General features: G+C 61.7%; 21 protein-coding genes. 8 read left to right on the top strand and 13 right to left on the bottom strand.

What is annotated here, in order from left to right; genetic code table 11:
• Positions 1-106: 106 nt before the first annotated feature.
• From I6E51_RS14035 to aroA, 6 genes are all read right to left on the bottom strand, one after another.
• The gene (locus I6E51_RS14035) at positions 107-937 is read right to left on the bottom strand and encodes a siderophore-interacting protein (RefSeq protein WP_197109000.1); all 831 of its coding nucleotides are present in this window, start codon (positions 935-937) and stop codon (positions 107-109) included.
• Positions 938-1,017: 80 nt separating this feature from the next.
• Positions 1,018-2,289 carry an alpha/beta fold hydrolase gene (locus I6E51_RS14030; RefSeq protein WP_197110705.1) on the bottom strand — a complete coding sequence of 424 codons (1,272 nt, stop codon included), beginning with the start codon at positions 2,287-2,289 and terminating at the stop codon, positions 1,018-1,020.
• A 144-nt stretch (positions 2,290-2,433) separates the two neighbouring features.
• Positions 2,434-2,934, bottom strand: coding sequence for a septum formation family protein (locus tag I6E51_RS14025; RefSeq protein WP_197108998.1), 501 nt, complete (start codon positions 2,932-2,934; stop codon positions 2,434-2,436).
• A 96-nt stretch (positions 2,935-3,030) separates the two neighbouring features.
• Complete coding sequence (locus I6E51_RS14020) at positions 3,031-3,822, bottom strand: inositol monophosphatase family protein (RefSeq protein ID WP_197110704.1); 792 nt, start codon at positions 3,820-3,822, stop codon at positions 3,031-3,033.
• 2 nt (positions 3,823-3,824) lie between these two features.
• Positions 3,825-4,886, bottom strand: coding sequence for a ribosome small subunit-dependent GTPase A (gene rsgA / locus I6E51_RS14015; RefSeq protein WP_197110703.1), 1,062 nt, complete (start codon positions 4,884-4,886; stop codon positions 3,825-3,827).
• Positions 4,887-4,888: 2 nt separating this feature from the next.
• A complete protein-coding gene (gene aroA, locus I6E51_RS14010) occupies positions 4,889-6,295 on the bottom strand; it encodes a 3-phosphoshikimate 1-carboxyvinyltransferase (RefSeq protein ID WP_197110702.1) in 1,407 nt (468 codons plus the stop codon).
• A gap of 109 nt (positions 6,296-6,404) precedes the next feature.
• On the opposite strand from aroA, the gene I6E51_RS14005 reads away from it, so the two are divergent.
• On the top strand, positions 6,405-7,031 hold the full coding sequence (locus I6E51_RS14005) for a sigma-70 family RNA polymerase sigma factor (protein ID WP_231600170.1): 627 nt from the start codon (positions 6,405-6,407) through the stop codon (positions 7,029-7,031).
• Positions 7,028-7,258 carry an anti-sigma factor gene (locus I6E51_RS14000; RefSeq protein ID WP_197108994.1) on the top strand — a complete coding sequence of 77 codons (231 nt, stop codon included), beginning with the start codon at positions 7,028-7,030 and terminating at the stop codon, positions 7,256-7,258. The genes I6E51_RS14005 and I6E51_RS14000 overlap by 4 nt, the downstream gene beginning before the upstream one ends.
• A gap of 100 nt (positions 7,259-7,358) precedes the next feature.
• Here the strand turns inward: I6E51_RS14000 and I6E51_RS13995 are convergent, their stop codons facing one another.
• Positions 7,359-11,231, bottom strand: coding sequence for a multifunctional oxoglutarate decarboxylase/oxoglutarate dehydrogenase thiamine pyrophosphate-binding subunit/dihydrolipoyllysine-residue succinyltransferase subunit (locus I6E51_RS13995; protein ID WP_197110701.1), 3,873 nt, complete (start codon positions 11,229-11,231; stop codon positions 7,359-7,361).
• A 180-nt stretch (positions 11,232-11,411) separates the two neighbouring features.
• Between I6E51_RS13995 and I6E51_RS13990 the strand changes: the two genes are divergently transcribed.
• The 6 genes from I6E51_RS13990 (at position 11,412) to I6E51_RS13965 (ending at position 17,836) form a co-directional block, all read left to right on the top strand.
• Positions 11,412-12,848 (top strand): GuaB1 family IMP dehydrogenase-related protein, encoded by a 1,437-nt coding sequence (locus I6E51_RS13990; protein WP_197110700.1) that lies wholly within the window; start codon positions 11,412-11,414, stop codon positions 12,846-12,848.
• Between the two features lie 149 nt (positions 12,849-12,997).
• On the top strand, positions 12,998-14,320 hold the full coding sequence (locus I6E51_RS13985; RefSeq protein WP_197110699.1) for a hemolysin family protein: 1,323 nt from the start codon (positions 12,998-13,000) through the stop codon (positions 14,318-14,320).
• Positions 14,320-15,354, top strand: a complete 1,035-nt coding sequence (locus tag I6E51_RS13980) for a hemolysin family protein (RefSeq protein ID WP_197108990.1) — start codon at positions 14,320-14,322, stop codon at positions 15,352-15,354. Before I6E51_RS13985 ends, I6E51_RS13980 begins: the two co-directional genes overlap by 1 nt.
• 27 nt (positions 15,355-15,381) lie before the next feature.
• Positions 15,382-16,236: an ADP/ATP-dependent (S)-NAD(P)H-hydrate dehydratase gene (locus tag I6E51_RS13975; protein ID WP_197110698.1), complete on the top strand. Its 855-nt coding sequence runs from the start codon at positions 15,382-15,384 to the stop codon at positions 16,234-16,236.
• On the top strand, positions 16,230-17,528 hold the full coding sequence (locus I6E51_RS13970) for a glycosyltransferase 87 family protein (RefSeq protein WP_197110697.1): 1,299 nt from the start codon (positions 16,230-16,232) through the stop codon (positions 17,526-17,528). Before I6E51_RS13975 ends, I6E51_RS13970 begins: the two co-directional genes overlap by 7 nt.
• Positions 17,525-17,836: an MTH1187 family thiamine-binding protein gene (locus tag I6E51_RS13965; protein WP_197110696.1), complete on the top strand. Its 312-nt coding sequence runs from the start codon at positions 17,525-17,527 to the stop codon at positions 17,834-17,836. Before I6E51_RS13970 ends, I6E51_RS13965 begins: the two co-directional genes overlap by 4 nt.
• Before the next feature lie 141 nt (positions 17,837-17,977).
• Here the strand turns inward: I6E51_RS13965 and I6E51_RS13960 are convergent, their stop codons facing one another.
• The 6 genes from I6E51_RS13960 to I6E51_RS13935 form a co-directional block, all read right to left on the bottom strand.
• A complete protein-coding gene (locus I6E51_RS13960) occupies positions 17,978-18,649 on the bottom strand; it encodes a response regulator transcription factor (RefSeq protein WP_197108987.1) in 672 nt (223 codons plus the stop codon).
• A gap of 38 nt (positions 18,650-18,687) precedes the next feature.
• A complete protein-coding gene (locus I6E51_RS13955) occupies positions 18,688-19,941 on the bottom strand; it encodes a hypothetical protein (protein WP_197110695.1) in 1,254 nt (417 codons plus the stop codon).
• Positions 19,938-21,101, bottom strand: coding sequence for a sensor histidine kinase (locus tag I6E51_RS13950; protein ID WP_197110694.1), 1,164 nt, complete (start codon positions 21,099-21,101; stop codon positions 19,938-19,940). The genes I6E51_RS13955 and I6E51_RS13950 overlap by 4 nt, the downstream gene beginning before the upstream one ends.
• A 116-nt stretch (positions 21,102-21,217) precedes the next feature.
• Positions 21,218-22,423: a homoserine O-acetyltransferase gene (locus I6E51_RS13945; RefSeq protein ID WP_197110693.1), complete on the bottom strand. Its 1,206-nt coding sequence runs from the start codon at positions 22,421-22,423 to the stop codon at positions 21,218-21,220.
• Positions 22,424-22,555: 132 nt separating this feature from the next.
• Entirely contained in the window at positions 22,556-23,875 is a 1,320-nt protein-coding gene (locus tag I6E51_RS13940) for a bifunctional o-acetylhomoserine/o-acetylserine sulfhydrylase (protein ID WP_197110692.1), read from the bottom strand.
• Between the two features lie 100 nt (positions 23,876-23,975).
• Positions 23,976-25,070 carry an acyltransferase family protein gene (locus I6E51_RS13935; protein ID WP_197108982.1) on the bottom strand — a complete coding sequence of 365 codons (1,095 nt, stop codon included), beginning with the start codon at positions 25,068-25,070 and terminating at the stop codon, positions 23,976-23,978.
• Positions 25,071-25,127 lie beyond the last annotated feature (57 nt).

Raw genomic sequence — 25,127 nt, 5'->3', positions numbered from 1 at the left:
CACTTGAGCCTGCCTCGCAGACCCGTCAATCTCGCGCCGGACTGGTGCTCAGTCGAGCGGGCGTTTCGCCACTCAGCGCTGCGAAACGCACGCTCGCAAAGACGGTTTAGTCCTCGGGGTCTGAGGGGTCGATCGGCTCGTGGTGGTCAGCGTTCGTCACGCCACGACGCCAGTAACCGTCGGCCGTCACCTGCTGTTTGGGCAATCCCAACTCGCGACGCAAGTAGCGGCGGAGCGGCACGAGTGTGGTTGCTTCGCCGGCGAGGAACACGAAGGTCGACTCACCAATTTCGCCGAGCGCTCGGAGAGCAGCCTCCAGCTGGCCGAGGCCGTCGCGACGGTAGTACCACTCGGCATCCATTCGAGCCTTCTGCTCGTCACTGAAGTAGCTCTCAAGGCTGTCGTCGGCGACATCGAACAGGGCGGTGATGTTTACCGAGGTGGGGAGCATGTCGATCCAGCGCGAGGCTGCAGGAAACGCAGTCTCGTCCGCGATCAGGATGACGTGGGTTGCGCCAACAGGCAGCAGTCGTGATCCGCGCGGGCCCGCGATCACGAGGCTGTCGCCAGCGGCGGCTGAGCCGGCCCAGGCGGAGGCAGGCCCCTCATCACCGTGGACGACGAAGTCGATATCTAGCTCGTGACGACCAGCATCGCTGCGGAAGCCGAGCGGGGTGTAGTCACGCGAAATAACCTTACCCTCGCCCTTGGGCTTCTTGATTCCATCGGCGGTCATCGTGGGTGCAGTGAGCACGCCGGTTGCGGGATCGGGAAAGAATACCTTGACGTGGTCGGTGGGGCCGCTGCTGACAAATCCGGCGAGTTCATCACCGCTGAGGGTGATGCGCGCAATCGACGGCGCCGGGTGGCTGACGGCGCTGACCGTCAGGTGGCGGATAACGAGGGGATGCTTAACGGAGTCACGTTCAATTGTCATAGGCGATGGGCGCGGGCGCCGGCTCATTTCACTAAAAGTTAGGGTTACCTAACTACTGTAACCCTCGGATGCTGAGAGGGCTAGTGAACTGAGGAGCGTTCTGTAGTCGTGATCGAGATCTCGCCCTCGAGAGAGCGGTGTACAGGGCACTTGTCGGCAATGACGAGCAGAGAAGCTCGTTGCTCATCGGTGAGTTCACCCGCGAAGGTGAGCTCACGAGTGAAATGCTCGACCATGCCCTCGGTTGAGGTGCAGTGCTCACACGTGGCCGCATCGATCCGCTCGCGAGTGAGGCGCACGCTTACCGACTTCAGCGGCATCTTCTTGCGGTCGGCGTACATCCTGATCGTGATGGAGGTGCAGCTTCCGAGACCAGCCAAGACGAAGTCATACGGTGCAGCGCCATGATTCTCGCTCAGCGGTGCAGGCTCATCAGAGATCAGTTCGTGCCCCGACGCGAATACTCGCTGTTCGTAGCGCGCCGGACCGCTCTCGGTGACGATCACCGACCTGCCGTCGGCAGTAATAACCGCGCTCGGGTTGACAACCGCAGCGGTTTTTGTGCCAGTGTCGCTCTTTGTCGGCTGAGGAGCCGCCGCGCCGTCGAAAGCGTAGCGAGCTGACCACGCCGCGATCATGCTCGCCGCGAAAGCAGCATCGTCCCGATTGCTCAGGAGATGATCCGCGCCATCGAGCGCCACAAAAGACTTGGGGTGCTTCGCTGTTTCGAAAATCTCTCGCGCGTTGTCGACCCCCACCGTCTGGTCGATGGGGGAGTGCATAACCAACAGGGCGGCATCAAGATCGCGCAATCGAGCGGACTGCGGTTGGGCGGCGATGTCGTCGAGGAGTTGCTTGCGGATGCGGAACTCGCGACCGCCCAGCTGAACCATTGCTTCTCCCGCAGCCGCAATCTCGGCGCTGGCATGGGCGAAGAGATTCGTGATGTGCGCCGGATCGCTTGGGCTGCCGAGTGTGACGACAGCACGAGTCGACGGCACGCGGTGCGCGGCAGCGAGCACGGCGGCTCCACCGAGTGAGTGCCCGATAAGAATCGTAGGCGCACGGTAGTTGGTGCCGAGGTATTCGGTGGCGGCGACGACATCGTCGATGTTCGAGCTGAAGTTGGTATTCGAGAAATCACCGTCGGAGCCGCCCAAGCCCGTGAAGTCAAAACGCAATACGGCGATGCCGTAGTCAACAAGTGCTTTCGAAATGCGTGAGGCAGCGAATGAGTCTTTCGAGCACGTGAAGCAGTGCGCGAAAAGGGCGAAAGCAGAAGGAGCGCCATCGGGGAGGTCGAGACGCGCCGCCAGCATGGAACCGTTGGAGCCGGGGAATTCGATCTTCATTATCCGTTACCACTTTCGTATCGACGTGCTCCAGCGTTTCTTATCCGGATACCGGATGCAACGTCCCCATGCTCTCAGTTCTTCCCGTTAACGCCAGAACGGCCGACAAAGACGGTGTCTTGGTCGGCCGAACGGGTAAGAAAATTACTCTGCTGCACCTGCGAGCGAACCACTGATCTGGTTGCCTGAGGGGTCATAGACGAGGCACAAGATTTCGCGGTCGCCCTCTGACCAGCTGCCCTCAGTGGGGTAGTACCAGGAGAAGTCGTAGACCGAGTCTTCGTAGTCCGCGCCGATAAAGGTTCCGAACTCTGCGTAGCAGTCAGCCGTCGCCTGATCTTCGATTGCGGAGTCACCGGGGAAGTCGCCCTCGGCCATGTAGGACGCAGCGTAGACCTCAGCATCGTGCGGCTCCGCGCAGTCGACGGTTTTGGTGCTGGAAACTTCGCCACCGTCTTGGTTGCCGACTTCACAGTCGCCAATAACGAGGCTGAAGATGTCTTGCGTGGTGCCGGCTCCGGGGTCGACGGCATCCGAAATTTGGTTGGTAACTTGATCGAGGATGCTGCAGCCACTGAGCGCCACTGCTGCAACAGCAATGGTGGCGATGGCGAGCGTCCGGCGCCAGATGTTCTCTGTCGTCATGGAAGTGGGTCTCTTTCGTCTGAGGTAGTCACGCTTCGTTCTGGTCAAGCTTAGTGAAACTCAGCGTATTCACAGCTAACAGAAGCGGGCGAAACCCTAGTGAGAGCTCAAAAACCCCAGAACTTCGTCATGAAGTACGCCATTTGTTGCCAGAGCGTTACCTTCCCACGGTCCCGGAACGCCTTCAACAGAAGTGAAACGACCACCCGCCTCCAACACAATGGGGATCAACGCTGCCATGTCATACGGCTTCAAGTCGAATTCGCCCACGACGTCGAGCGCACCTTCGGCGAGCAGCATGTACGCCCACATATCGCCGATTGCGCGCGAACGCCACGTGGCACGAGTCAACGCAACGACAGCATCGAGGCGACCAGCTTCATCCCAGCCGGGCAGGCTGTTGTAGCTGATGGATGCCGCCTCTAGCGAGGAGACCTTGCTCACCGAGATCTGTTCAGGCTCGCCACCGTGGGCTTGGGCGAAGGCGCCGTGACCTGTTGCTGCCCACCAACGCTTGCCGAGAGCGGGAGAGCTAACCACGCCGACCTGGGGCACGCCATCGATGACGAGAGAAATCAGGGTTCCCCAGATGGGGACGCCGCGCAAAAAGTTGGAGGTGCCATCGATGGGATCGATAATCCACTGGCGGTTCGAGTCTCCGGCCTCGCCATACTCTTCTCCGAGAATCGAGTCTCCGGGGCGGGCAGCAGCAATTCCGGCACGGATGCTGCGCTCAACAGCTTTGTCGGCATCCGTGACCGGCGTGCGGTCGGGCTTAGTCGTGACTTCGAGATCGAGGGCGGTGAAGCGGTCGAGCGAGATGAGGTCGGCATCGCCGGCGAGGGCAAGCGCGAGGGAAAGATCGTCGGCGAGAGTGTATTCGGTCACGACTACACGCTAGCGGAACCGAGTGTCGTGATGAGCCGCTGGAACGAGTCGAGGCGCAACTTGCCGACCTCGCCGAGCGCCCCTGCTGCGACCGCTTCAGCGATTGCGCAGTCGGGGGCATCGGGCAAGTGAGTGCAGCCGCGCGGACATTCTTCGGCAAGCTCGGCCAAGTCGGTAAACGACGACAAGATCTTGCTCGGGTCGATGTGACCGAGGCCAAAGGATCGAACTCCGGGAGTATCGACGACCCAGCCGGTGCCCACGCGATACGAAATGGTCGACGACGACGTGTGACGCCCGCGCCCCGTGACCGCATTGACATGGCCGACCGCGCGATTAGCGTCGGGCACAAGAGCATTCACAAGCGTCGATTTGCCCACTCCCGAGTGACCAACCGCAACCGTAGTGTGGCCGTCGAGAAGGGCACGCAGCTCGTCGAGGGGAACCTCATCCGAACGGCTCTCGATCACTGTGAGATCGAGACCGGCAAAGTTCTCCAAGAACGGCGCCGGATCTTGCAGGTCAGTCTTGGTGATGCACAGGATGGGATCAATCCCCGCATCAAAGGCCGCCACGAGATAGCGGTCGACGAGTCGCGGTCGCGGTTCCGGGTCGGCGGCGGCAACAACGATGAGCATCTGGTCGGCGTTGGCGACAATGATGCGTTCGACGGCATCCGTGTCATCAGCACTGCGGCGAAGCAGCGTGGTGCGCTCTCGGATGCGCACGATGCGCGCGAGAGTACCTTCGGTGCCGGTTGTATCGCCGACGAGATCGACCCAGTCACCGGTGACAACCGACACTTTGCCCTGCTGGTTGCGGCCGAGTTCACGCGCACGAGCGGCAATGATTTGGCGTTCGTCTGGCGTGCCCTCGTCTACCCAGACTCCATAACGCCCGCGATCGACGCTAAAGACGCGCCCCTCAATGGCGTCGGCGTGGTCGGGGCGAATCTTGCTCCGTGGCTTATTGGCCTTGGGGTTCGGCCGCATGCGAATCGAACTCTCGTCGTATTCGCTGTACTTGCGGTCATCATCGTCGTCATCGCCCGTGAGCCAACTCATCGTTAGAGCAATCCGAGAGTGTCAGTGGTCAGCGGAGCATCGCCGACGAGCGTGCGCCACAGTTCTGGGAACTGGGGGAGCGTCTTGGCGGTGGCGTCGATACCCTCGATCTCCACGCCTTCAATGGCAAGGCCAATGATGGCGCCGGCCGTGGACATCCGGTGGTCTTCGTAGCTGTGCCACACGCCACCGTGCAGTTCGGCTGGCTCAATGTGGAGACCGTCGTCAAGTTCGGTGACGGCTCCGCCGAGCGCGTTGATCTCGGTGCGTAAGGCTGCGAGACGGTCGGTTTCGTGGCCGCGCAAGTGGCCGATTCCCGTGATTGTGCTCGCGGACGACGCGAGTGCTGCGATCGCCACGATTGCGGGAGCGAGCTCGCCACCGGTAGAGAGGTCGAGCTCAATTCCGGGGTAACGGTGACCGCCCACCACGCCTACGCCGCCATCGACAGTGAGCGCACCATCTTTGCGCGTGACCGTCGCACCGAAAAGCGGAAGTAGCTGCTCAAGGTCAGCACCGACCTGAGTGGTCGACTCTGGCCAGCCTTCGATCGTGACCGTTCCGCCGGCCACGATCGCGGCAGCCAAGAACGGCGCTGCGTTGGAGAGGTCGGGCTCGAGCGCCACGTCGATCGCGTGGATCGGGCCAGCAGGAACAACCCACACCCCGAGTTCCGGGCTCGCGACCGTGACCCCGCGAGCAGCAAGACACGCAATCGTCATTTCAATGTGCGGCATGCTCGGCAGCTTGTCGCCGGTGTGATGCAGAGTGAGTCCGTTCTCGAAGCGTGCTGCCGCCAGAAGAAGACCAGAAACGAATTGGCTGGATGCCGAGGCATCGATGCTGACGTCACCGCCGGCAACCGTGCCCATGCCATACAGGCTGAAGGGGAGGGTTCCGCGACCGTCGTCGGAGACATCCACGCCGAGCGCTCGCAGCGAGTCAATCGTGGTGCGCATGGGACGACGAAGGGCTGCTTCGTCGCCGTCGAAAGCGACCGGCCCGAGGGCGAGCGCCGCAACGGGCGGCAGGAAACGCATGACCGTTCCCGCGAGACCACAATCGATTGAGGTGCCACCTTCGAGTTCGCCCGGGGTGATCTGCAGGTCGGGACCAAAAGCGTTCCCCGTTGCGATCTCGTCAATTCCCACGCCGAGCGCGCGGAGAGCCTGAATCATGAGAGCGCTATCGCGCGAATGAAGGGGCGAGTGCAAACGGGAGGGGCCATCAGCGAGGGCAGCCAAGACCAGTTCGCGGTTCGTGAGACTCTTGCTGCCCGGCAAACTCAGTGACGCTGCGAGCGCATGCGAAACGGTGGGCGCAGGCCAGTTTCCGGGCACCGTGGTGTCTGGCACCGTCTCGTCGTCATACGGGCTGAATTCTGGGTTGGAATACTTAGATACGAACATCAGTTACTAAGAGTATCGGCGTTTAAGACCCCACGGAGGAGGCGCCCGTATGACCGCAGTACTGAACACTCAGCAGGATGCCGTCATCAGCGAACTAGAATTGTCGCTAATGACTACCGACAGAGTTGAGCCCAGCGCTACCGATGCTGCCGCTGACGAGAAGCGACGACAGTTTGAAGAGCAAGCGCTGCCCTTTATGGACCAGCTTTTTGGCGCTGCCATGCGTATGACCCGCAACCCCACCGACGCTGCAGATCTCGTTCAAGAGACCTTCGTAAAAGCGTTCCAAGCATTCGGGCAATACCAGCAGGGCACCAATCTGAAGGCCTGGCTGTACCGCATCCAGACCAACACCTTCATCAACATTTATCGCAAGAACCAGCGCAATCCTTATCAGGGCACGATCGATGAGCTCGAAGACTGGCAATTGGGTGGCGCAGAATCTGTCACCCAGTCGGTGTCGACCCGGTCTGCCGAGGCTGAAGCGATTGATCACCTGCCCGATAGCGCGGTGAAGGATGCCCTGCAGTCGATTCCCGAAGACTTCCGCCTCGCGGTCTACTTCGCCGACGTTGAGGGCTTCTCCTATCAGGAGATCGCCGACATCATGAAAACCCCCGTAGGCACCGTAATGAGCCGACTGCACCGTGGCCGTCGTATGTTGCGCGAACTACTGGCCGACTACGCGCGTGACCGCACCCCCGTCACGCCAGCAGCATCAAGGAGCACCAAATGACCGACTGCGGTTGCGAAAAAGCAAAAGCTGAACTCGAGGAATACCTCGACCGCGAACTCAACGAGGCCGACTTTCAGGATGTCTCAAACCATCTCGACAACTGCGAATCCTGCTCAAGCGAACATCTTGTGGCACTCGCGTTGAAGCTCAAGGTCAAGCAGGCCTGCCGGGAGACGGCACCGGATGATCTGCGCAGCGCGATCTTGTCGAAGCTGGCGGGCGCCTAAACACTCTCTAGCGCTGAGCGCCTACAGCTGCTCACGTGCTAACGCAAAAGCGGGCATCCTCCGAAGAGGATGCCCGCTTTTGTTGTTAACGCGGGTGCGGTTACGGCTGGGTAATCGCGTGGTCGATCAGTTCGGCCTGCTCGAGCGCGCTGCGCTTCGACGAACCGGTCGCCGGTGAGGCGGATGCCGGACGCGAGGCGAGCTTGATCTCGCGCGACTCAAGGTGGCGCTGCAGTTCCAAGCTAATGAACGGCCAAGCACCCTGGTTCTCGGGCTCATCCTGAGTCCACACGATGTCTGCGTTCGGGTACTGGCTGAGAACCACATTCATGTCGGCAACAGGGAGCGGGTAGAACTGCTCCATGCGCACCACGGCAATGTGCTTGATCTCGCGCTTGTCGAGTTCAGCAACGATGTCGTAGTAGGTCTTGCCCGACGTCACGATGACGCGAGTGACGGCCGACTTGTCGTCGAGACGAACATCGTCGAGAACGGGCTCGAAGCGACCACTCGTGAAGTCGGCAACATCACTGGTGGCACCGCGCAGGCGAAGCATCGCCTTCGGGGTGAACACGATCAGCGGACGGCGCGGACGCGAGTAGGCCTGGCGGCGCAGCAAGTGGAAATACGATGCGGGCGTCGACGGGCGTGCCACGATCATGTTGTTCTCGGCACACATCTGCAAGTAGCGCTCGATGCGGGCGGAGGAGTGATCAGGGCCCTGGCCCTCATAGCCGTGCGGCAGCAGCATGACGACGCTTGAACGTTGCGCCCACTTCTGCTCGGCGCTCGAAATGAACTCGTCTACGACAATCTGAGCGCCGTTGGCGAAGTCACCGAACTGGGCTTCCCACATGACGAGAGCATCGGCACGCTCGACCGAGTAGCCGTACTCGAAGCCGAGCGCGGCGTACTCGCTGAGCAGCGAATCGTAGATCCAGAAGCGAGACTGGTTCTCGGAAAGGTTCTGCAGCGGCAGCCACTCTTGACCGTTTTCGCGGTCGTGGAGCACAGCGTGACGCTGAACAAACGTGCCGCGGCGAGCATCCTGACCGGCCATACGCACCGGGGTGCCTTCGAGAAGCACCGAACCGATCGCGAGCAACTCGGCGAAAGCCCAGTCAATGCCGCCCTTGCGGCTCATGTCAGTGCGCTTCTTCAGCAGAGCCTGCAACTTCTTGTGCACGGTGAAGTGTGCCGGTGGGTTAGCGTGCGCGTCGCCGATGAGCTGAACGACGCTCTCGTCGATGCCCGTCGTGATGGGCTCTCCGATGGCATCGTCGCGCTGCGAGCCGGGACGCTCGAGGTCAGAAACTCCGTTGCCATCCTTGGTGAGGATCGGCATCGAACCGGTCTGAGCGGCATGCGTTTCGGCAAAAGCGCGCTCGAGGCGGTCTTGGAAGTCTTGGTGGCTGGCTTCGTACTCTTCCTGAGTGATGTCGCCACGACCGACGAGACCCTCGGTGTAGAGGGTTCGAACGGACCGCTTCGCTTCGATCAAGTTGTACATGAGCGGCTGCGTCATCGAGGGGTCGTCGCCCTCGTTGTGGCCACGGCGGCGGTAGCAGATGAGGTCGATCACAACATCGCGGTGGAATTTCTGGCGGTAAGCGAAGGCGAGCTCGGCAACGCGAACAACAGCTTCGGGGTCGTCACCGTTCACGTGGAAGATCGGTGCTTGGACCGTCTTGGCAACATCTGTTGAGTACTGCGACGTGCGGCCCTCGCTCGGCGGCGTCGTGAAACCAACCTGGTTGTTGATGTTCACGTGAATGGTGCCACCCGTGCGGTATGCCCGCAGCTGCGACATCTGCAATATTTCAACAACGATTCCCTGACCGGCCATCGCCGCGTCTCCGTGAACCATGACGGGCAGAACGGCGTAGGAACCAATGGGGCGACGGTCTTGCTTAGCGCGAACGATCCCCTCAAGCACGCCATCTACCGCTTCAAGGTGTGACGGGTTAGCGGCAAGGTAGACAGGAATCTGGCGACCATCGGCAGCGGTGAAGGTGCCCTCGGTGCCGAGGTGGTACTTCACGTCACCCGAACCCTGAACGGTGCGCGGGTCTTGGGTTCCCTCGAACTCGCGGAAGATTTGACCGTAGGTCTTTCCGGCGATGTTCGTGAGCACGCTCAGGCGGCCACGGTGGGCCATACCGATGGCAACCTCTTCAAGGTTGGCCTCGGCGGCTTTCTGGATGACGGCATCCAGCAGCGCAATCGTCGACTCTCCACCCTCAAGGCTGAAGCGCTTCTGGCCGACGTACTTGGTCTGCAGGAAGGTCTCAAAGGCTTCGGCTTCGTTGAGCTTGCCGAGGATGCGCATCTGCTCGTCGTGGCCGGGCTTGCTGTAGGGCTTCTCGACGTGATCCTGGATCCAGCGGCGCTGCTCCGGGTTCTGAATGTGCATGTACTCAATGCCAACGGTGCGGCAGTAAGCATCACGCAGTGTGCCAAGAATCTCGCGCAGCAGGGCTTGACGCTTGCCGCCGAAACCGCCAGTGACAAACTCACGGTCGAGATCCCAGAAGGTAAGGCCGTGGCTCGAAATGTCGAGGTCGGGGTGTGAACGCTGACGGTACTCGAGCGGGTCGGTGTCAGCCATGAGGTGACCACGAACGCGGAACGAATTAATCAGTTCCTGAACGCGCGACGTCTTGTTAATGTTGTCGGCGAGGTCGACGTTGATGTCGTTGGCCCAGTGAATGGGGTCGTAAGGGATGCGCAACGCCGCGAAGATGTCTTCGTAGAAGTTGTTGGCACCGATGAGTCGCTCGTGGATCTTCTTGAGGAACTCACCCGAGCCGGCACCCTGAATGACGCGGTGGTCATAGGTGCTCGTGAGGGTAACCGTCTTGCCGATACCCAACTCCGTGAGAGTGCGAAGGCTCGCACCCTGGAACTCGGCCGGGTATTCAAGCGCTCCGGCGCCGACGATCGTTCCCGAACCGCGCATGAGGCGGGGAACGGAATGCTCGGTACCGATTCCGCCAGGGTTGGTGAGCGAGATCGTGTTGCCCATGTAGTCGGGCCCGGTCAGCTTGTTCGCGCGGGCGCGAGACACAACATCTTCGTAGGCGGCGAGGAACTCGGCGAAGCCCATGGTCTCGGCGTTCTTGATGCCGGGAACAACGAGCGCGCGCGTGCCATCAGGCTTCGGCATGTCGATCGCGATGCCGAGGTTGATGTGCGCCGGAGTGACAACAGACGGCTTGCCATTTGGCTCGTCGTAAAAAACGTTCTGGCTGGGGAACTCTTTGAGAGTCTCGATAATGGCCCACGCGATGAGGTGCGTGAACGACACCTTGCCACCGCGAGCACGCTTGAGGTGGTTGTTGATGACAATGCGGTTGTCAATCATGAGCTTCGCCGGGATTGTGCGAACACTCGTAGCGGTAGGGACCGTGAGGCTTGAGTCCATGTTCGACGCAAGTGCCTTCGCAGCGCCACGGAGGGGAGCAACGACGTTCTCCGTCTTGGGCTTAGCTGCGGCCTCAGCCTTGAGCGTTTCAATCGGAGTCGTCGACGGCGCTTCAGCCGGGATCGGCTGGGGCTTCGGCTCAATCGAGGTAGTGCGAGCGATGGGCTGGCTGCCCGTGCTGGGGTTAGCCTCGTCGACGAAGGGCTTGGCCTCGGCGGCTGGAGCAGCAGCGGGGGCCGCGGGAGCGGCGGGAGCTGCCTCGGCGGCTGCGGGAGTTGCGGGAGTTGCTGCGGCGGCGGGCTGCGGTGCAGCCGGCGTCGTCGCCGGGGCTGCGGCCGGAGCATCCGGAGTTGTTGACGTGGGAACGGCACTTGAAGGAGTCAAGTCTGCCGATGGCGTATAGCTCTCCAAGAAGGGCCACCAGGATTCCGCTACTAGATTCTTGTCTTCGAGGTACTTTTCGTACATCTCGTCGACCAACCATTCGTTGGCCCCGAAGTCGCCCGAGGAGTCTCCGTCCGCTGCGGTTCCGGTTACTTGGCCTGACACGTCAAACCGCCTACTTTCAGTTCTGGTGATCACAAAAACGGCGCGCGGTCTGCGCGCCAGACATCCCTGACAATGTTAATCGCTTTGTTGTGCGTCTGCTGGCCGTGAGGCGGCGATCTCCGTTATTTTCCTGACTTTTCTGCAGATTGTTTTCCTCTAATGACAATTAGGCTCGTCACTATGGATTTCTACGAGACCACGCCCACGCACGACTTGACCTACTCTGACGTGTTTTTGGTGCCTAGCCACTCCTCGGTAGGCAGCCGGATGGCCGTCTCGCTGGCGCCCGGTGACGGAACGCCCGCGACCATACCGCTCGTGGCATCCAACATGAACTCGGTGACCGGCCCTCGCCTGGCCGCCAGTCTGGCGCGACGCGGAGGACTGGGCGTGCTCCCGCAAGATCTCAGCGACGACGACATGACTGAGGCTCTCGCGTGGGTTCGAAACCAACCCGTCGATCTCGACTCCGCCGTCTTTTTGAGCCCGAACGACACAGTAGAGAAAGCACTGCTGCTGGTGCCTCCGCTGCCCGGCCACGGGGTTGTGCTCCAGAACGACGGCGAACTCGTTGGTGTGGTGGATGCCGAACAACTGGCCACGGCGATGCCCGGTGCCGCTCTGGGCGACATCGCCCGCGCTGACGCGCAGGCGATTGACCGCACGGAGTTCGGCAGCGCTCGCGAACTCTTCGACCTTCTCGTCGAGCGAGGCCTCGGCTTCGCCCCTGTCGTTGAGGGCACTACGGTCGCAGGAACGACCAGTAAGACCAGCGCGCTCCGTTCCACGCTCTACACTCCAGCCCTCGACGGCGACGGCAAACTCGCGGTCGCCGCCGCCCTCGGAATCAACGGTGATGTTGGTGCCCGCGCCCGTGCTCTCGTCGCCGCCGGCGCGTGCGCTCTCGTTCTCGACACCGCGCACGGACACCAAGAAGGCATGGTGCGGGCGATCGAAACCGTCGCCGCCCTCGACCTCGGCGTACCGCTAGTTGCAGGCAACGTGGTGACGAGCGCCGCTGTGCGTGACCTTGTCGGAGCAGGAGCAACCATCATCAAGGTCGGGGTTGGCCCAGGGGCCATGTGCACCACGCGCATGATGACCGCGGTCGGTCGTCCGCAGTTCTCCGCAGTGCTTGAGACGGCGGCAACCGCGCGCGAACTCGGCGCCCACGTGTGGGCTGACGGCGGGGTGCGCTACCCGCGCGACGTTGCGCTCGCACTCGCCGCTGGGGCGACATCCGTCATGATCGGTTCGTGGTTTGCCGGCACGATCGAAGCCCCGGGCGAATTGCGTCACGACGATGCCGGTGCGCTCTACAAAACCAGCTGGGGGATGGCGTCAACGAAGGCAGTGCGGGCCCGTTTTGGTGGCCTTGATGCCTACGATCTCGCTCGCAAGGAACTCTTCGCCGAGGGAATTTCAGGCTCCAAGATTTATCTTGACCCGGCTCGACCGTCTATCGACGACCTCGTGGACATGATCACCTCGGGGGTGCGCAGCTCGTGCACCTATTCTGGCGCGGCCACTCTGAGGGAGTTCCGCGAGCGGGCGTTGGTGGGAATCCAGTCCGCTGCCGGGTATGAAGAGGGAAAGGCGCTGCCCGTGAGCTGGTAGTGGATCGGTGGTTACTGAGGAATCTGTCCTATAATCGAGCCCATAATGGACGACCCTCCCTCTAGTTGTCGCCGGGGCCCTTCTCCGTGCGACCATCACCTGTTTCTCGCCCGTTCTCTACCTACCTCCGCGGCTGGAGGTGAACTGTCATGAATGAATGGCTTCTCCTCGCCGCCGGCCTCGTGCTGACCGTCGGCACTGGCTTCTTCGTCGCCTCTGAATTTGCTCTCGTCAACCTGGATCGTTCCGATCTTGAGTCACGACAAGAGCGTGGCGAAAAGCGACTTTCCCCCATAATCGCGGCGCTCAAGCACACCTCGACTCATCTTTCGAGCGCGCAACTGGGCATCACCCTCACGACTCTTCTCGCGGGTTACACCCTCGAACCTGCATTCAGCATTTGGCTATCGATTCCGCTCGGCGAAGTGCTGCCTGACGGCGTCGTGGTCGTGCTCGCTAGCGTGCTGGCCATCACGTTCGCCACGCTGCTCTCCATGATTGTGGGCGAGCTGGTTCCCAAGAACTTCGCTCTCGCGTTGCCACGCGCCACCGCAAAATTTGTTGTGCCGTTCCAAATTCTTTTCACGACGGTGTTCAAGCCAGCTGTGAGCCTGCTCAACAACACCGCAAATGCGATCCTCCGCTCTGTGGGAATCGAACCGAAAGAAGAACTTTCGGGCGCACGCACGGCAGAGGAACTCACGTCGCTCGTTCGCCGTTCGGCTAGCCAAGGCAGCCTCGAAGCGGACACGGCCACCCTGCTCGCGCGCACCCTCGCCTTTGCCGATCACACGGCGCAAGACGTGATGACGCCGAGGCCGCGGGTGGACAGCATCGACCGCACCGACAGTGCGCAAGACGTCATTGACCTCGCTAAGCGCACAGGCTTCTCTCGCTTTCCCGTAATCGATGACAGCATCGACGATGTTGTGGGCTTTGTTCACATCAAGCAAGCTGTTGCGGTACCGCACAAGAAGCGTGCCGACGTGCCCGTCTCTGCGCTGCAAACCGAAGCGCTTCGGGTGCCAGAAACGATGCGACTGGATGCCCTCCTCTCCGAACTGCGCGGACGTGGCTACCAAATGGCTGTTGTCGTTGACGAATACGGTGGAACTGCCGGAGTCGCCACGCTCGAAGACCTCGTGGAAGAGCTCGTCGGCGAAGTGTCTGACGAGCACGACCGTTCGAAAGCAGATGTGGTGCGCTCGCGTGACTGGTTCACCTTCCCCGCAATTCTGCGCCCCGATGAGCTTCTTGAGCGCACGGGCGTTGAAGTTCCCGAAGAGGGACCATATGAAACGGTTGCGGGGTGGCTCATGAGCGAACTCGGCCGTGTGCCGCGCACCGGCGACACCATCTCCGCCGCCGGCGGAGTGTTCCGCATTGAACGACTGGAAGGTCGACGCATCGACCGCGTGAGGTTTACCCCCGATCCGATTGACGCCACAAGCGATGCCGAGGTGGTGCGCTAATGGACGTCTGGGGAATCATCTGGCTTTTCGTTCTGCTCATCATCAATGCCTTCTTCGTGGGGGCAGAGTTTGCCGTCATTTCGGCGCGACGCTCACAGATTGAGCCGCTTGCGGCATCCGGTTCACGTTCGGCAAAGACCGCGCTGTGGGCGATGGAACACGCGACGCTCATGCTCGCGGCGTGCCAACTGGGCATCACCGTGTGTTCGCTGCTGATCCTGAATGTGTCAGAACCGGCTATTCACCACTTGCTCGAGGTGCCGTTGGCGCTGACCGGGCTAAGCGAAGAACTGATCAGTACTGTGGCGTTTATTCTCGCGCTGATCATTGTCTCGTTCTTGCACGTCGTGCTCGGCGAAATGGTGCCCAAGAACTTGTCGTTCTCGATTCCCGATCGTGCGGTGCTCATCTTGGCGCCGCCGCTCGTGTTCATCGCGACAGTCTTCCGCCCCATCATCGTTGCCCTCAACGCGATCGCGAACGGCATCCTGCGACTCTTCAAGGTTGTGCCGAAGAACGAAGCGAACAGCGTATTCACTCTCGACGAGGTCGCCACGATTGTTGCCCAGTCGAAGCGAGAAGGCGTGCTGATGGATGCCGGTGGCACTCTCACCGGTGCGTTTGAGTTCACCTCCAAAAAGGTTCGGGATGTCGCAATCCCGATGTCGGGGCTCGTCACGCTGCCCGAAGCTGCCGCACCTGCCGATCTCGAAAAGGCGGTCGCGCAGCGTGGATTTTCGCGCTACATCCTGCTGAATGATGCGGGGGAGCCCACGGGCTACCTGCATTTGAAGGACGTCATCGACCTCGACGAGAGTGAATTCTCGGAGCCAGTGCCGCCTAAGCGGATTCGTCAGCTCATTTCGATGTACTGCGAGACTGACCTCGAAGATGCGCTGGCGACAATGCGTCGTTCGGGAGTGCACGTTGCTCGCAGCTTCGATGCCACCGGCGAGACAACGGGTGTGCTGTTCCTCGAAGACATCATTGAAGTGCTCGTCGGCGAAGTGCAAGACGCCACCCGGCGTCGCTAGCGGCGTTCTCAACTATCGTTGACATCCATGGAGACTGAGCTGATGTGGGGTGCTGCTGAGGCGGCACGTCACATCGCTCTGCCCCAAGACTCTGATGACAAGTACTCCCGCGGGGTGCTTGGGCTGATTACAGGGTCGGCGCAGTATCCGGGAGCCGCCGTTATCGGTGTCGAAGCCGCTGCTCGAACCGGAGTCGGAATGATCCGCTACCTCGGTGCTGAGCGTGCCGAGAACCTGATTTTGCAGCGTCGCCCCGAAGCGGTCATGGCTGACGGCCGGGTGCAGGCCTGGCTGATCGGGTCGGGCATGGACCATGCCGACCGTGAGCCGAATGCCGAGAAACGCATTGCCGCGGCGATCAGTCAGAACGTGCCCATTGTGCTCGACGGGGGAGCCCTTGACGTAGTGCACCGAGTGAACACCCCGACGGTGATCACCCCGCACTACCGTGAACTTTCCCGGCTGCTTGGCGAACCTGTCGACGATATCGCTGCGGCGCCGCGTGACTGGGCGCAATCCGCCGCGACCACACTCGGCTGCACCGTGCTGCTCAAGGGCCACACGACGTACATCTCCGACGGAACAACGACAGTCGCGGTTGCGGCTGCACCGGCCTGGTTGGCTACCGCTGGCGCCGGTGACGCTCTCGGCGGCATCCTCGGGGCTCTGGTCGCAACTCACAGTGACGCGGTGCTCGCCGATCCGGCACAGCTCGTGGGGCTCGCTGCCGCCGCGTCTTACGTTCACGGCCGCGCCGCGCAGGCCGCCAGCGCTGGCGGCCCGCTCACCATTCTCGACCTGTGTGCTCACGTTCCGCCGATCGTCGCGGAACTTGCGGCGATCGCTGGCGGCACTGCACCTGCTTCTGCAGCGGCGTGCTGAACCGCCACACCGTCAGCGCCTTCGCGCTCTGGCTTCTCTTTATCGCCGTGCATCTCGTGCTGGGGCTGCTCAACCTTCAGGGCCCCGGAAACCCCTTCGGGGACGTCACTATCGTGTACGCCGGCTGGGCGCAGCAGGCCTACGCCTCGGGCATCGTGGTGGGCGTCGATATGCCGTGGGTGTATCCGCTGCTCGCGATCGTGCCGATTCTCGCGTCTGTCACCTTCGGCATCGGTCACATTGGCGCGACCTGGCTGGCCCTCGTGATGCTCCTCAACCTCGTCGCGCTTGGTTTTCTCACCCGCTGGGGTCGCTCGCGCGCGGGAGTGATTATCGGATGGTGGTGGCTGGTTTTCTTGCTGGCGCTCGGCCCGATTGCGCTCGGTCGCATTGACGCGGTGACGGTAGCTGTCGCGCTTGTCGGAGTGCGGCTGCTGAGCAGGCACCCGCGAGCGGCAGGAATCGTGTTGGCGTGTGCCACCTGGATCAAGGTGTGGCCTGCAGCACTCCTGCTCGCGGCGTTCATCACGCTGCGCCATCGCTGGGCCATTGCGATCGCTGCCGCGGGAACGACTGCCACGGTCGTGGTGTTCGCGCTGTTGGCAGGCTCCGGGATGAACATCTTCAGCTTTGTCAGCGAGCAGACGGGCCGCGGCATCCAGATTGAATCTCCCGTCGCCGCGTTCTGGCTCTGGCAGGCCGTCGCCGGCGTGCCCAACACTTTCATCTACTACGACGCCTCGATTCTCACTTTTCAAGTGACCGGAGCTGGAGTGCAACTCGCGGCGGCCCTCATGACACCGCTGCTGGGAGTGGTCATTCTCGTGATCGCTGTGCTGGGCCTGAGAGCAACGCGCGCGGGCTCCTCAACTCTCGGCGTTCTTTCGATGGTGAGTCTCGCCCTCGTAACCGCGCTCATCGTGGTCAATAAGGTCGGTTCGCCTCAGTTTGTTGGTTGGCTCGCGGTACCGATCGTTCTTGGGCTGCTCACCGCTCGCGCCGAGGGGTCGCTTCGGTTCCAGATGCCCGCAGTGCTCGCCCTCATCATTGCCGCCCTTACCCAGCTGGTGTATCCGTACTTTTATGACCAGCTCTTGGCTGCCGACCCCATCATGGTTGCCATCCTGACAGTGCGAAACGTGCTCCTTCTCGCCCTGTTGGTGTGGGCAATCGTGCAGCTCATACGGCTCGGTTCTCGCTCGTCTGCGAGCGGGGAACACACGCCCCAGCTGTTCTTCTCAACCCCCTACAGCCCGCCCCTCGAACGCCCCACGGCAAAGGAGTCAGCATGATCGTCGCATTCTCAATCGCACCCAGTGGTGGTTCCGACGGAACCGATTCGGTCCACGATGCCGTAGCGGCCGCCGTAAAAGTGGTGCGCGACTCGGGGCTTCCGAACCAGACCGACTCGATGTTTACGACCATCGAGGGAGACTGGGACGAAGTCTTTGCCGTCATCAAGGCCGCGACAGAAGCTGTCGGGCAATTTGGTTCCCGTGTCTCGCTCGTGCTGAAGGCCGACATCCGCCCCGGTCGCACCGGGGAGATGACCGGCAAGGTTGAGCGCCTCGAGCAGGCGATCATCCGCGCTGAGAGCTAGTTGCTGAGCGCCAGTCGCTGAGCGCCAGCATCAGCATGTGCGCGAGCACGCAACGCGCGCAACCCGCACAACGCAATCGCCTTGTCCCACACGCAGTGGGACAGGGCGATTGCGTTTAAGCGTGGTGCCGAGCGGTGCAGCCTAGAGGTGGTGCATCGTGTCGGTCTCGATGAGGATGCCGTCTTCGAGGGCGCGCTTGCGCAGCGCTACCTTGGTGCCAACATCGAAGCCTGCGACGCGGTACTTCTCGCGAATGCGCTTGAGGTAGCTCTTGGCGGTCTCTTCAGAGATGCTGAGTTGGTAGGCGACCGACTTGACGGGCTCGCCGCCGCCGTAGAGCGCCATGACGCGACGTTCTTGGGCGCTGAGCTTGGGGGCTCCACCGATTTCGTCGGCGTTGATCGCCAAGTCGAGTTCGGCGGAAATGAACGACTCACCCTTGGATGCTGCGCGGATCGCTTCCACGATCATGTCAGCGTCTTCGCTCTTGACGAGGTAGCCGAGGGCACCAGCGGCGAGAGCTTCGCGAACCACGTTGGGCTCGGAATAGGTGCTCATGAGGACGACGCGCACGTTCATCGACTTGAGGGTGTTGATCTTGAGCGAGACCGGGATGTTGTCTTTGAGGTCGAGGTCGAGGAGCACAACGTCGACGGGGAACTCGGGGTGGATCGTGAGTTCGGGCCACGTCGGCACGGCAACAACCATGTCGATGTCGGCGGCGGCCTGGCGAATCCACTCGGTGAGCGCACCGAGCAACATTCGGTGGTCGTCAACGATGGCGAGCCGGATGCGCTTTGTTGGTTCAGTCACGATTAGGTCCTCTGGTCGTTCGTCTTATCTTACGAAAATTATTGGTCGGCGGGGTTCTCGACGAGGCATTCAATGTCGAGGCGCACGCTGGAGTTCTCGATGGAGTCGGTATAGGTTCCGACCTTTGCGACCGCTTCCCACGTGGAGGCGTCGACACGATTTCGTGCCACTCCGGTTGAGCTGATCGAAATTCCGACCGCCACTTTGTCTTCGAAACCGGGCGCCAAAACGGTAGTTGATGGCGCGATTGTGATGTGGACGGAGTTCTTGGCTCCGCGTTTGGTGGTGTCGGTCACAAAGAGCCACGCAGTGGACAGCAAGCCATCTCGCTGGGTGGGGTCGAGCAAACCGGCAAGGCTTCCCTTGTCGGTGAGTGTTACGGATTTGCCGAGCAGGTCAGACTCGGTGATCGCGTGATAAAGCCAGGTTTCGCGGCGGCCCTCAATGAGGTGCAGCCGCAATTCGGTGGCGAGGGATGCTGCGGTCGACGCAATTTTGGGTTGCAACGGCAGCTTGGTTGAACCGTTTGCCACGGAGTCGAGCAGCTTTTCAGCGGCGAGGTCGAGGCGGGCAAGTTCTTCGGATGCCATCATGCCGACGGCAAAGCGTGGGGCCGTGAGGGTGCTCTGTACGAGCACTCGGTCGAGCTCGACCTGCACGAGTTGGCGGAAGTTGACGATGAGAGTGAGCCCGATCACGGTGGGGAGCACGGCGAACGCCACGGTCGTAATCTGAGGAGCGATGTTGTCGTTGGTCAGGGGCACATTGACCACGATGGCGGCGACTAAGCCTGCGCCGACGGCAGACACGGCGATGATGATGTCGGCGCTGGGGCGAACCGTCAGCACAAGAAGCAGCGCCATTCCGGCCGCAACCGCGGAGGTCGCGTGGCCGCCGATGTTGTGCAGATCCCAGATGGCGAAGATGTCGAGCGCCATGACGGCGGCGAGACCCACAAGGAAGAGCACGAACATCCAGAGTGGAAGTTGGCCGCTCGTGAGCTGCACCACCGTTATGGTGCCGATGATGATGATGATCAGCAGCACCCACGCGATAGCCGCGGTGACAGGGTTGGGGTAGATGTCCCATTGGATCACGAGCCACACAAGACCGTAGATCGCGCGAAGGCTCACCAAAATGGCCGCTCCGACGCCGACGAAGCCCGTGCCGAGGCTAATGAGTCGGGGAGTGTCGTCGCCCGCGAGGCGCCGGACAGCGGCGCTCTTGGCATGGCGTGGTTTGCCGCCGACAATGACGCCGAGAGTGTTTTCTTCGGGGGGAGCGTAGGTCATCGGGGAACCTCCAAGACGACGGTCGTTCCGGAACCGGGCGTGGAGAACAGCCGTGCTTGCCCGCCGACTTCTTTCAACCGTGCGACGACGGACTCTTTGAAGCCGAGGCTTGCCGAATCTACATCGTCGAGGATGAAGCCGACACCGGAGTCGGTGATCATGGCGCGAACGGTGGTGTTGTCTTCGGTGATCGTGACGTGAGCTTCTGTAACGCCGGAATGGCGGCGAACGTTTTCGAGACACTCAGCGAGCGCGAGAAGGAAGGCATCGAGGACGTCGCTGGGGAGCAGAACTTGACCGGTGCCGTGCCAGCTGACTTCGAGGCCCATGCGGCCGAAGCGCTGCTTAACCGACTCGAGCGTGGTGCCGAGCACCGTCTCGCTCACAGGGGCGCTGAGGTTGTAGTCGCCGGATGCTTGCGGTGTGGGAGTGGCACCGAGACGCAGCTGACGCAAGAGGCGGGCATCGTCGCCCGCTTGCTGACGCATTGCCTCTGCTGAGACGCCGACACCGGAGTGGGCGAGCAGGGTGAGGGTGGCCAGAACGGTGTCGTGAAGTAGTCGAGCACCCTGGCGGCGCTGGGCTTCAGTCTCGCTTGCTTGGCGTTCTGCCCGGTGGGCGCGACCGATGCTGGCGATGCGGCGCACGGCTTGGGGGACGCCAGAGCTAATCCAGAAGCCGATGAGTGCCGCGAGGATCCAGCCGAAGATCACGAGGGCGAGAGTGCGCACGGGCGGTTGGAACGGCGCGAGCGAAATAATCGTGACGCTCGCGACGGCGAGAAAACTGACGAGCAATACGATGCGGCGCAGCAGCGTGGTCGTCAAAACGATGGCAAGACAGGCGAGAGATGCTGACGAGAGCTGGGCAACAGCAGAGAGCCCTGCTTGGCTCGGCCCGCCCGGCGTGCCCGCGATCAGAAGGATTGCGATGATGCCCACGACGAACGAGGGGATGACCCAGCCGATCGAGCGGCTGTTTCCCGTTTGGAACTGCAACACGGCCATGACCGCATAGAGCGGGAGGCACAGCAGCAGTGTCACTGTCGACACAGCCCCCGGGATGCTCAGGCACACGACCGAAACGATCAGAAAACTAAGACTCGCTACTCGCGCAGTGCGCTGAAGTAGGCGATCTCGTTCTTTTGTGGTGAGGTCCATTTGTGGCAATGTTTGCACACTCCGCCCCTCCATCGGGGGTGACGCACCGCCATTTGTCATGAGAAAGCGACATTTTTTCGCCCAACACGCTCGGTACGGGGTAATTCTCAGGAGATTTAGAGGGCGAGCAGGCGTTTTAGCTGGGCGCTCACGAGCGCATCTTCAATCAGGAAGCCGTCGTGACCGAAGGGCGAATGGATGACATGCGGCAGCGCTCCATCGATATTGCCTGGCAGGTGCTCGGCAATGATCTCTTGGCCGGACACGGGGAAGAGTCGATCGCTGTCGATGCCCAGCACGAGCGCGGGCATCGTGGCGCGCGCCAGCGCTTGAGCGACGGTGCCGCGACCGCGCGCAATGTCGTGGGAGCTCATTGCTTCGACGAGGGTGACGTAGCTGTTGGCATCGAAGCGGCGCGCGAATTTGTTGCCGTGAAAGTCGAGGTAGCTTTCGACGGCGTAGCGGCCGCCCTTGCCCCACGGGCTCACGTCGCTTTGCCACGTGCGGGCAAAGCGTTCATTGAGCTCGTCGGAAGAGCGGTAGTTGAGCAGTGCGAGGCGACGTGCCAGAGCGAGCCCGCGATGGGGCCCGTCGCCATCGGCGGCATCGTAGTAAGCACCATCAGCGAAGGCAGGGTCAGTACGCAACGACTCGACCTGAACTGAGTTGTGAGCGATCTGGTCGGCTGTGGAGACCGGCGGTGCGGCCAAGATGGCTACTTTGTCGAGGCGATCGGGATGCGCGACCGCCCATTCCAGCGCGTGCATGCCGCCCATCGAGCCACCGATTACCGCCGCCCACTTGTCGATGCCGAGGGCATCGCTCAGGGCGACCTGGGCGGCTACTTGGTCGCGGATCGTGATGAACGGGAAGCGGGCGCCGAACTCGGCTCCGTCGGGGGCATGGGATGCCGGACCGGTGCTGCCCTGACAGCCGCCCAAGATGTTGGGGGAGACGACGAACCAGCGGTCCGTGTCGATGGCTTTGCCTGGACCAACAAGATCGTTCCACCATCCGGCGGTAGCGTGTCCGTTTCCGGGGTTGCCCACAATGTGGCTGTCACCGGTGAGGGCGTGGGCGACGAGGATCGCGTTTGACGCGTCGTCGTTGAGAGTGCCGTGCGTTTCGTAAGCGATACGCGCTGAGGGAAGGCGGCGGCTGAACTCCAAAGCGAGATCGGTGACGGTGACGAACTGACGGTGACCTACCGGATCGCCCTCGCGCCACGCGCCCGTCGCCGGGGGCTTGCCGAGGAGCGAACGCACGTTTGCGTCAGTGATGAATGCCGAAGGAACAGTGTCTTCAGGTGTCTGCCAGTCCATGTCGTCTTAAGTATCGCGAACTATTCTGTGTGGCACGAAATTATTACGGAGCCGGTGGCTGCCGACCGCGTTAACGAGGCAGTGGCGGCAGCGCTCCGAAGAGCACTGCCGCCACTGGTGAAGCCAGCAGTCTTAGACGCGGGCGCGTGCCTCTGCGGCGGTAGCGCGTGCGGCATCAAAACCGGTTTGCAGGTCGGACTTGATGTCCTCGATGTTCTCGAGGCCCACCGAGAGTCGCACCAGTCCTGGTGTTACTCCGGCGGTCAACTGCTGCTCGGGGGAGAGCTGCGAGTGGGTCGTCGATGCGGGGTGAATGATGAGGCTGCGCACGTCACCGATGTTGGCGACGTGGCTGAAGAGCTCGACACTGTCCACGAACGAGCGGCCAGCATCCACTCCACCCTTGAGTTCGAAGGAGAGAACTCCACCGACACCCTTAGGCGCGTACTTGTTGGCGTTCGCGTACCACGGGCTCGAGGGCAGTCCGGCGTAGTAGACCGTGTCAACGTCGTCGTGGCTGTCGAGCCACTCGGCGATTGCTTGAGCGTTCTGCACGTGACGCTCAATGCGCAGGCTGAGTGTTTCGATGCCCTGGATGAGCGAGAAAGCGCTGTCGGGGGAGATGGCCGAGCCAAGGTCGCGCAGCAACTGAACGCGGGCCTTGATGATGTACGCGATGCCATCGCCAAGAACGCCGGTGTAGCTGGCGCCGTGGTACGACGGGTCAGGCTCGGTGAGACCGGGGAACTTGTCGACGTTCTTCGACCACTCGAACTTGCCGCCATCGACGATGACTCCACCCAGAACCGTGCCGTGGCCGCCCAAGAACTTGGTGGCCGAGTGAACGATGATGTCGGCGCCGTGCTCGAACGGACGAATCAGGTACGGAGTCGCGATGGTGTTGTCGACGATCAGCGGAACCCCAGCAGCGTGGGCGACGTCGGCGACGAGCTCGATGTCGAGCACGTTGATACGCGGGTTGCCGATGGTCTCCGCGAACAGGAGCTTGGTGTTGGGGCGGATAGCGGCAGCCCACTCGGCGGCGTCATCCTGATTCTCAACGAAGGTGGTCTCGATGCCGAGCTTCGCGAGCGTGTACTTGAAGAGGTTGTAGGTTCCGCCGTAGACGGACGACGACGAGACGATGTGGTCGCCAGCCTGCGCAATGTTGAGCACGGCGAAAGTCGTTGCCGACTGGCCGGAAGCGAGCAACAGCGCTGCGGTTCCGCCTTCGAGCGCGGCTACGCGCTGCTCGACGACATCCTGGGTGGGATTCTGGATGCGGGTGTAGATGTTGCCGAATTCGGCCAGCGCGAAGAGGCTCTTCGCGTGATCCGCGTTGTTGAACACATAAGCGGTCGTCTTGTAGATCGGTGTCGCCCGCGAGTTGGTCGTGGGGTCAGGCTGCGCGCCCGAGTGGATCTGCTTGGTTTCAAAGTTCCAGTCGCTCACGGCGGCCTCCTAGGTCGGTTGGTGGATCGGGATGTCCGCCACACTGTGAGCCTAAGCAGGCCCCGTGGGGTGGTCAATCACTCGTGAAATATGTCGTAACTCACCGTTTTTTAGTAGACAGATCTGTCTCTTTCGGTAATGGGGCGAATACCCAGTTGGGTTTGGGCTCAATAATGGGCCGGAAAATCTTCTTGATCAGCGGAGTCGACAGCACGAGCGCGATACCGATGGAGCCGAGCACCATGCTCACGAGCCACATAGCCGAGGACCGTTCATCCATCAGTAGTCCGCTTTCGCGCAGTGGATAGAGGACGAAGCTGTGCAGGAGGTAGACGTACATGGTGGCCTGGCCGGCATCCGTTATCCACGTGTGGCGGCGAGGCACCAGGGCGAAGAACGCTGCGCTCAGCAGGATAGCGAGCGCGATGAGGCCGAGCCGGACCGCACCAGCCCACCACTGGTCTTCGCCAAGGCCCTGGTAGGAGTCGTCGTAGAAGAACCAGAAGCGCAGATTGATCGTGCGCCACAGTTCAATGTTGCTGAGGATGATGGCGATCCACCCGAAGAAGATCGTGACGGCGAGTGCCCGAATGAGCCAGACCGAGCGTTCGGCGACCTTCCAACGCTCCATGAGCTTCCACTCATTGAGTTTCCACCCCAGCACGAAGAAGGGAAGGATGCCGATGGCGCGAGACAGCGAGAAGGTGCTGTCAACGTTGTCGAAGTACCCGACACCGACAGAGCCGATGATTGCCCACAGCAGTGGCCAGCGCAATAGTGCGAGGTACGGGAGCACCAGGCGGAAAATGCCGAGAGCGAGAAGGAACCAGAGCGTCCAGCTGGGCTTCGACGGGTTGAGGTCAGTCGTGCCCTCCGCGAAGAACTTCACGATCGACCAGATGGCTTCCATGATGAAGTACGGCAGCAGAATATCGGTGAGAACCCGACGCATCTGAAGCGCCGATGGCGGGCCTGGCTTGGAGAAATAGCCACTGATGATCGCGAAGGCGGGCATGTGGAACGCATAGATAAAGAGGTACAGCGCTAAGGCGTTGTTGGAGTCGTACGTGAGCCGCTGGATACCGTGGCCAATCACCACGAGGGTGACGGCGAGAAAGCGGGCGTTGTCCCAGTGGGGGAGTCGCACTTTGGGGGCGCGCGCAGGCGGCGAAGTGGTGAGAGAAGCTCCGGTCATTCGTCGAAGTGTAATCTGCGAGGCCGTGAGGTTCGTGTGCCTTTTCTCCAGTTGTGG

This window comes from Salinibacterium sp. NSLL17, assembly GCF_015864935.1.
Taxonomy (GTDB): domain Bacteria; phylum Actinomycetota; class Actinomycetes; order Actinomycetales; family Microbacteriaceae; genus Rhodoglobus.
This window is presented reverse-complemented; position numbering and strand designations above follow the sequence as displayed.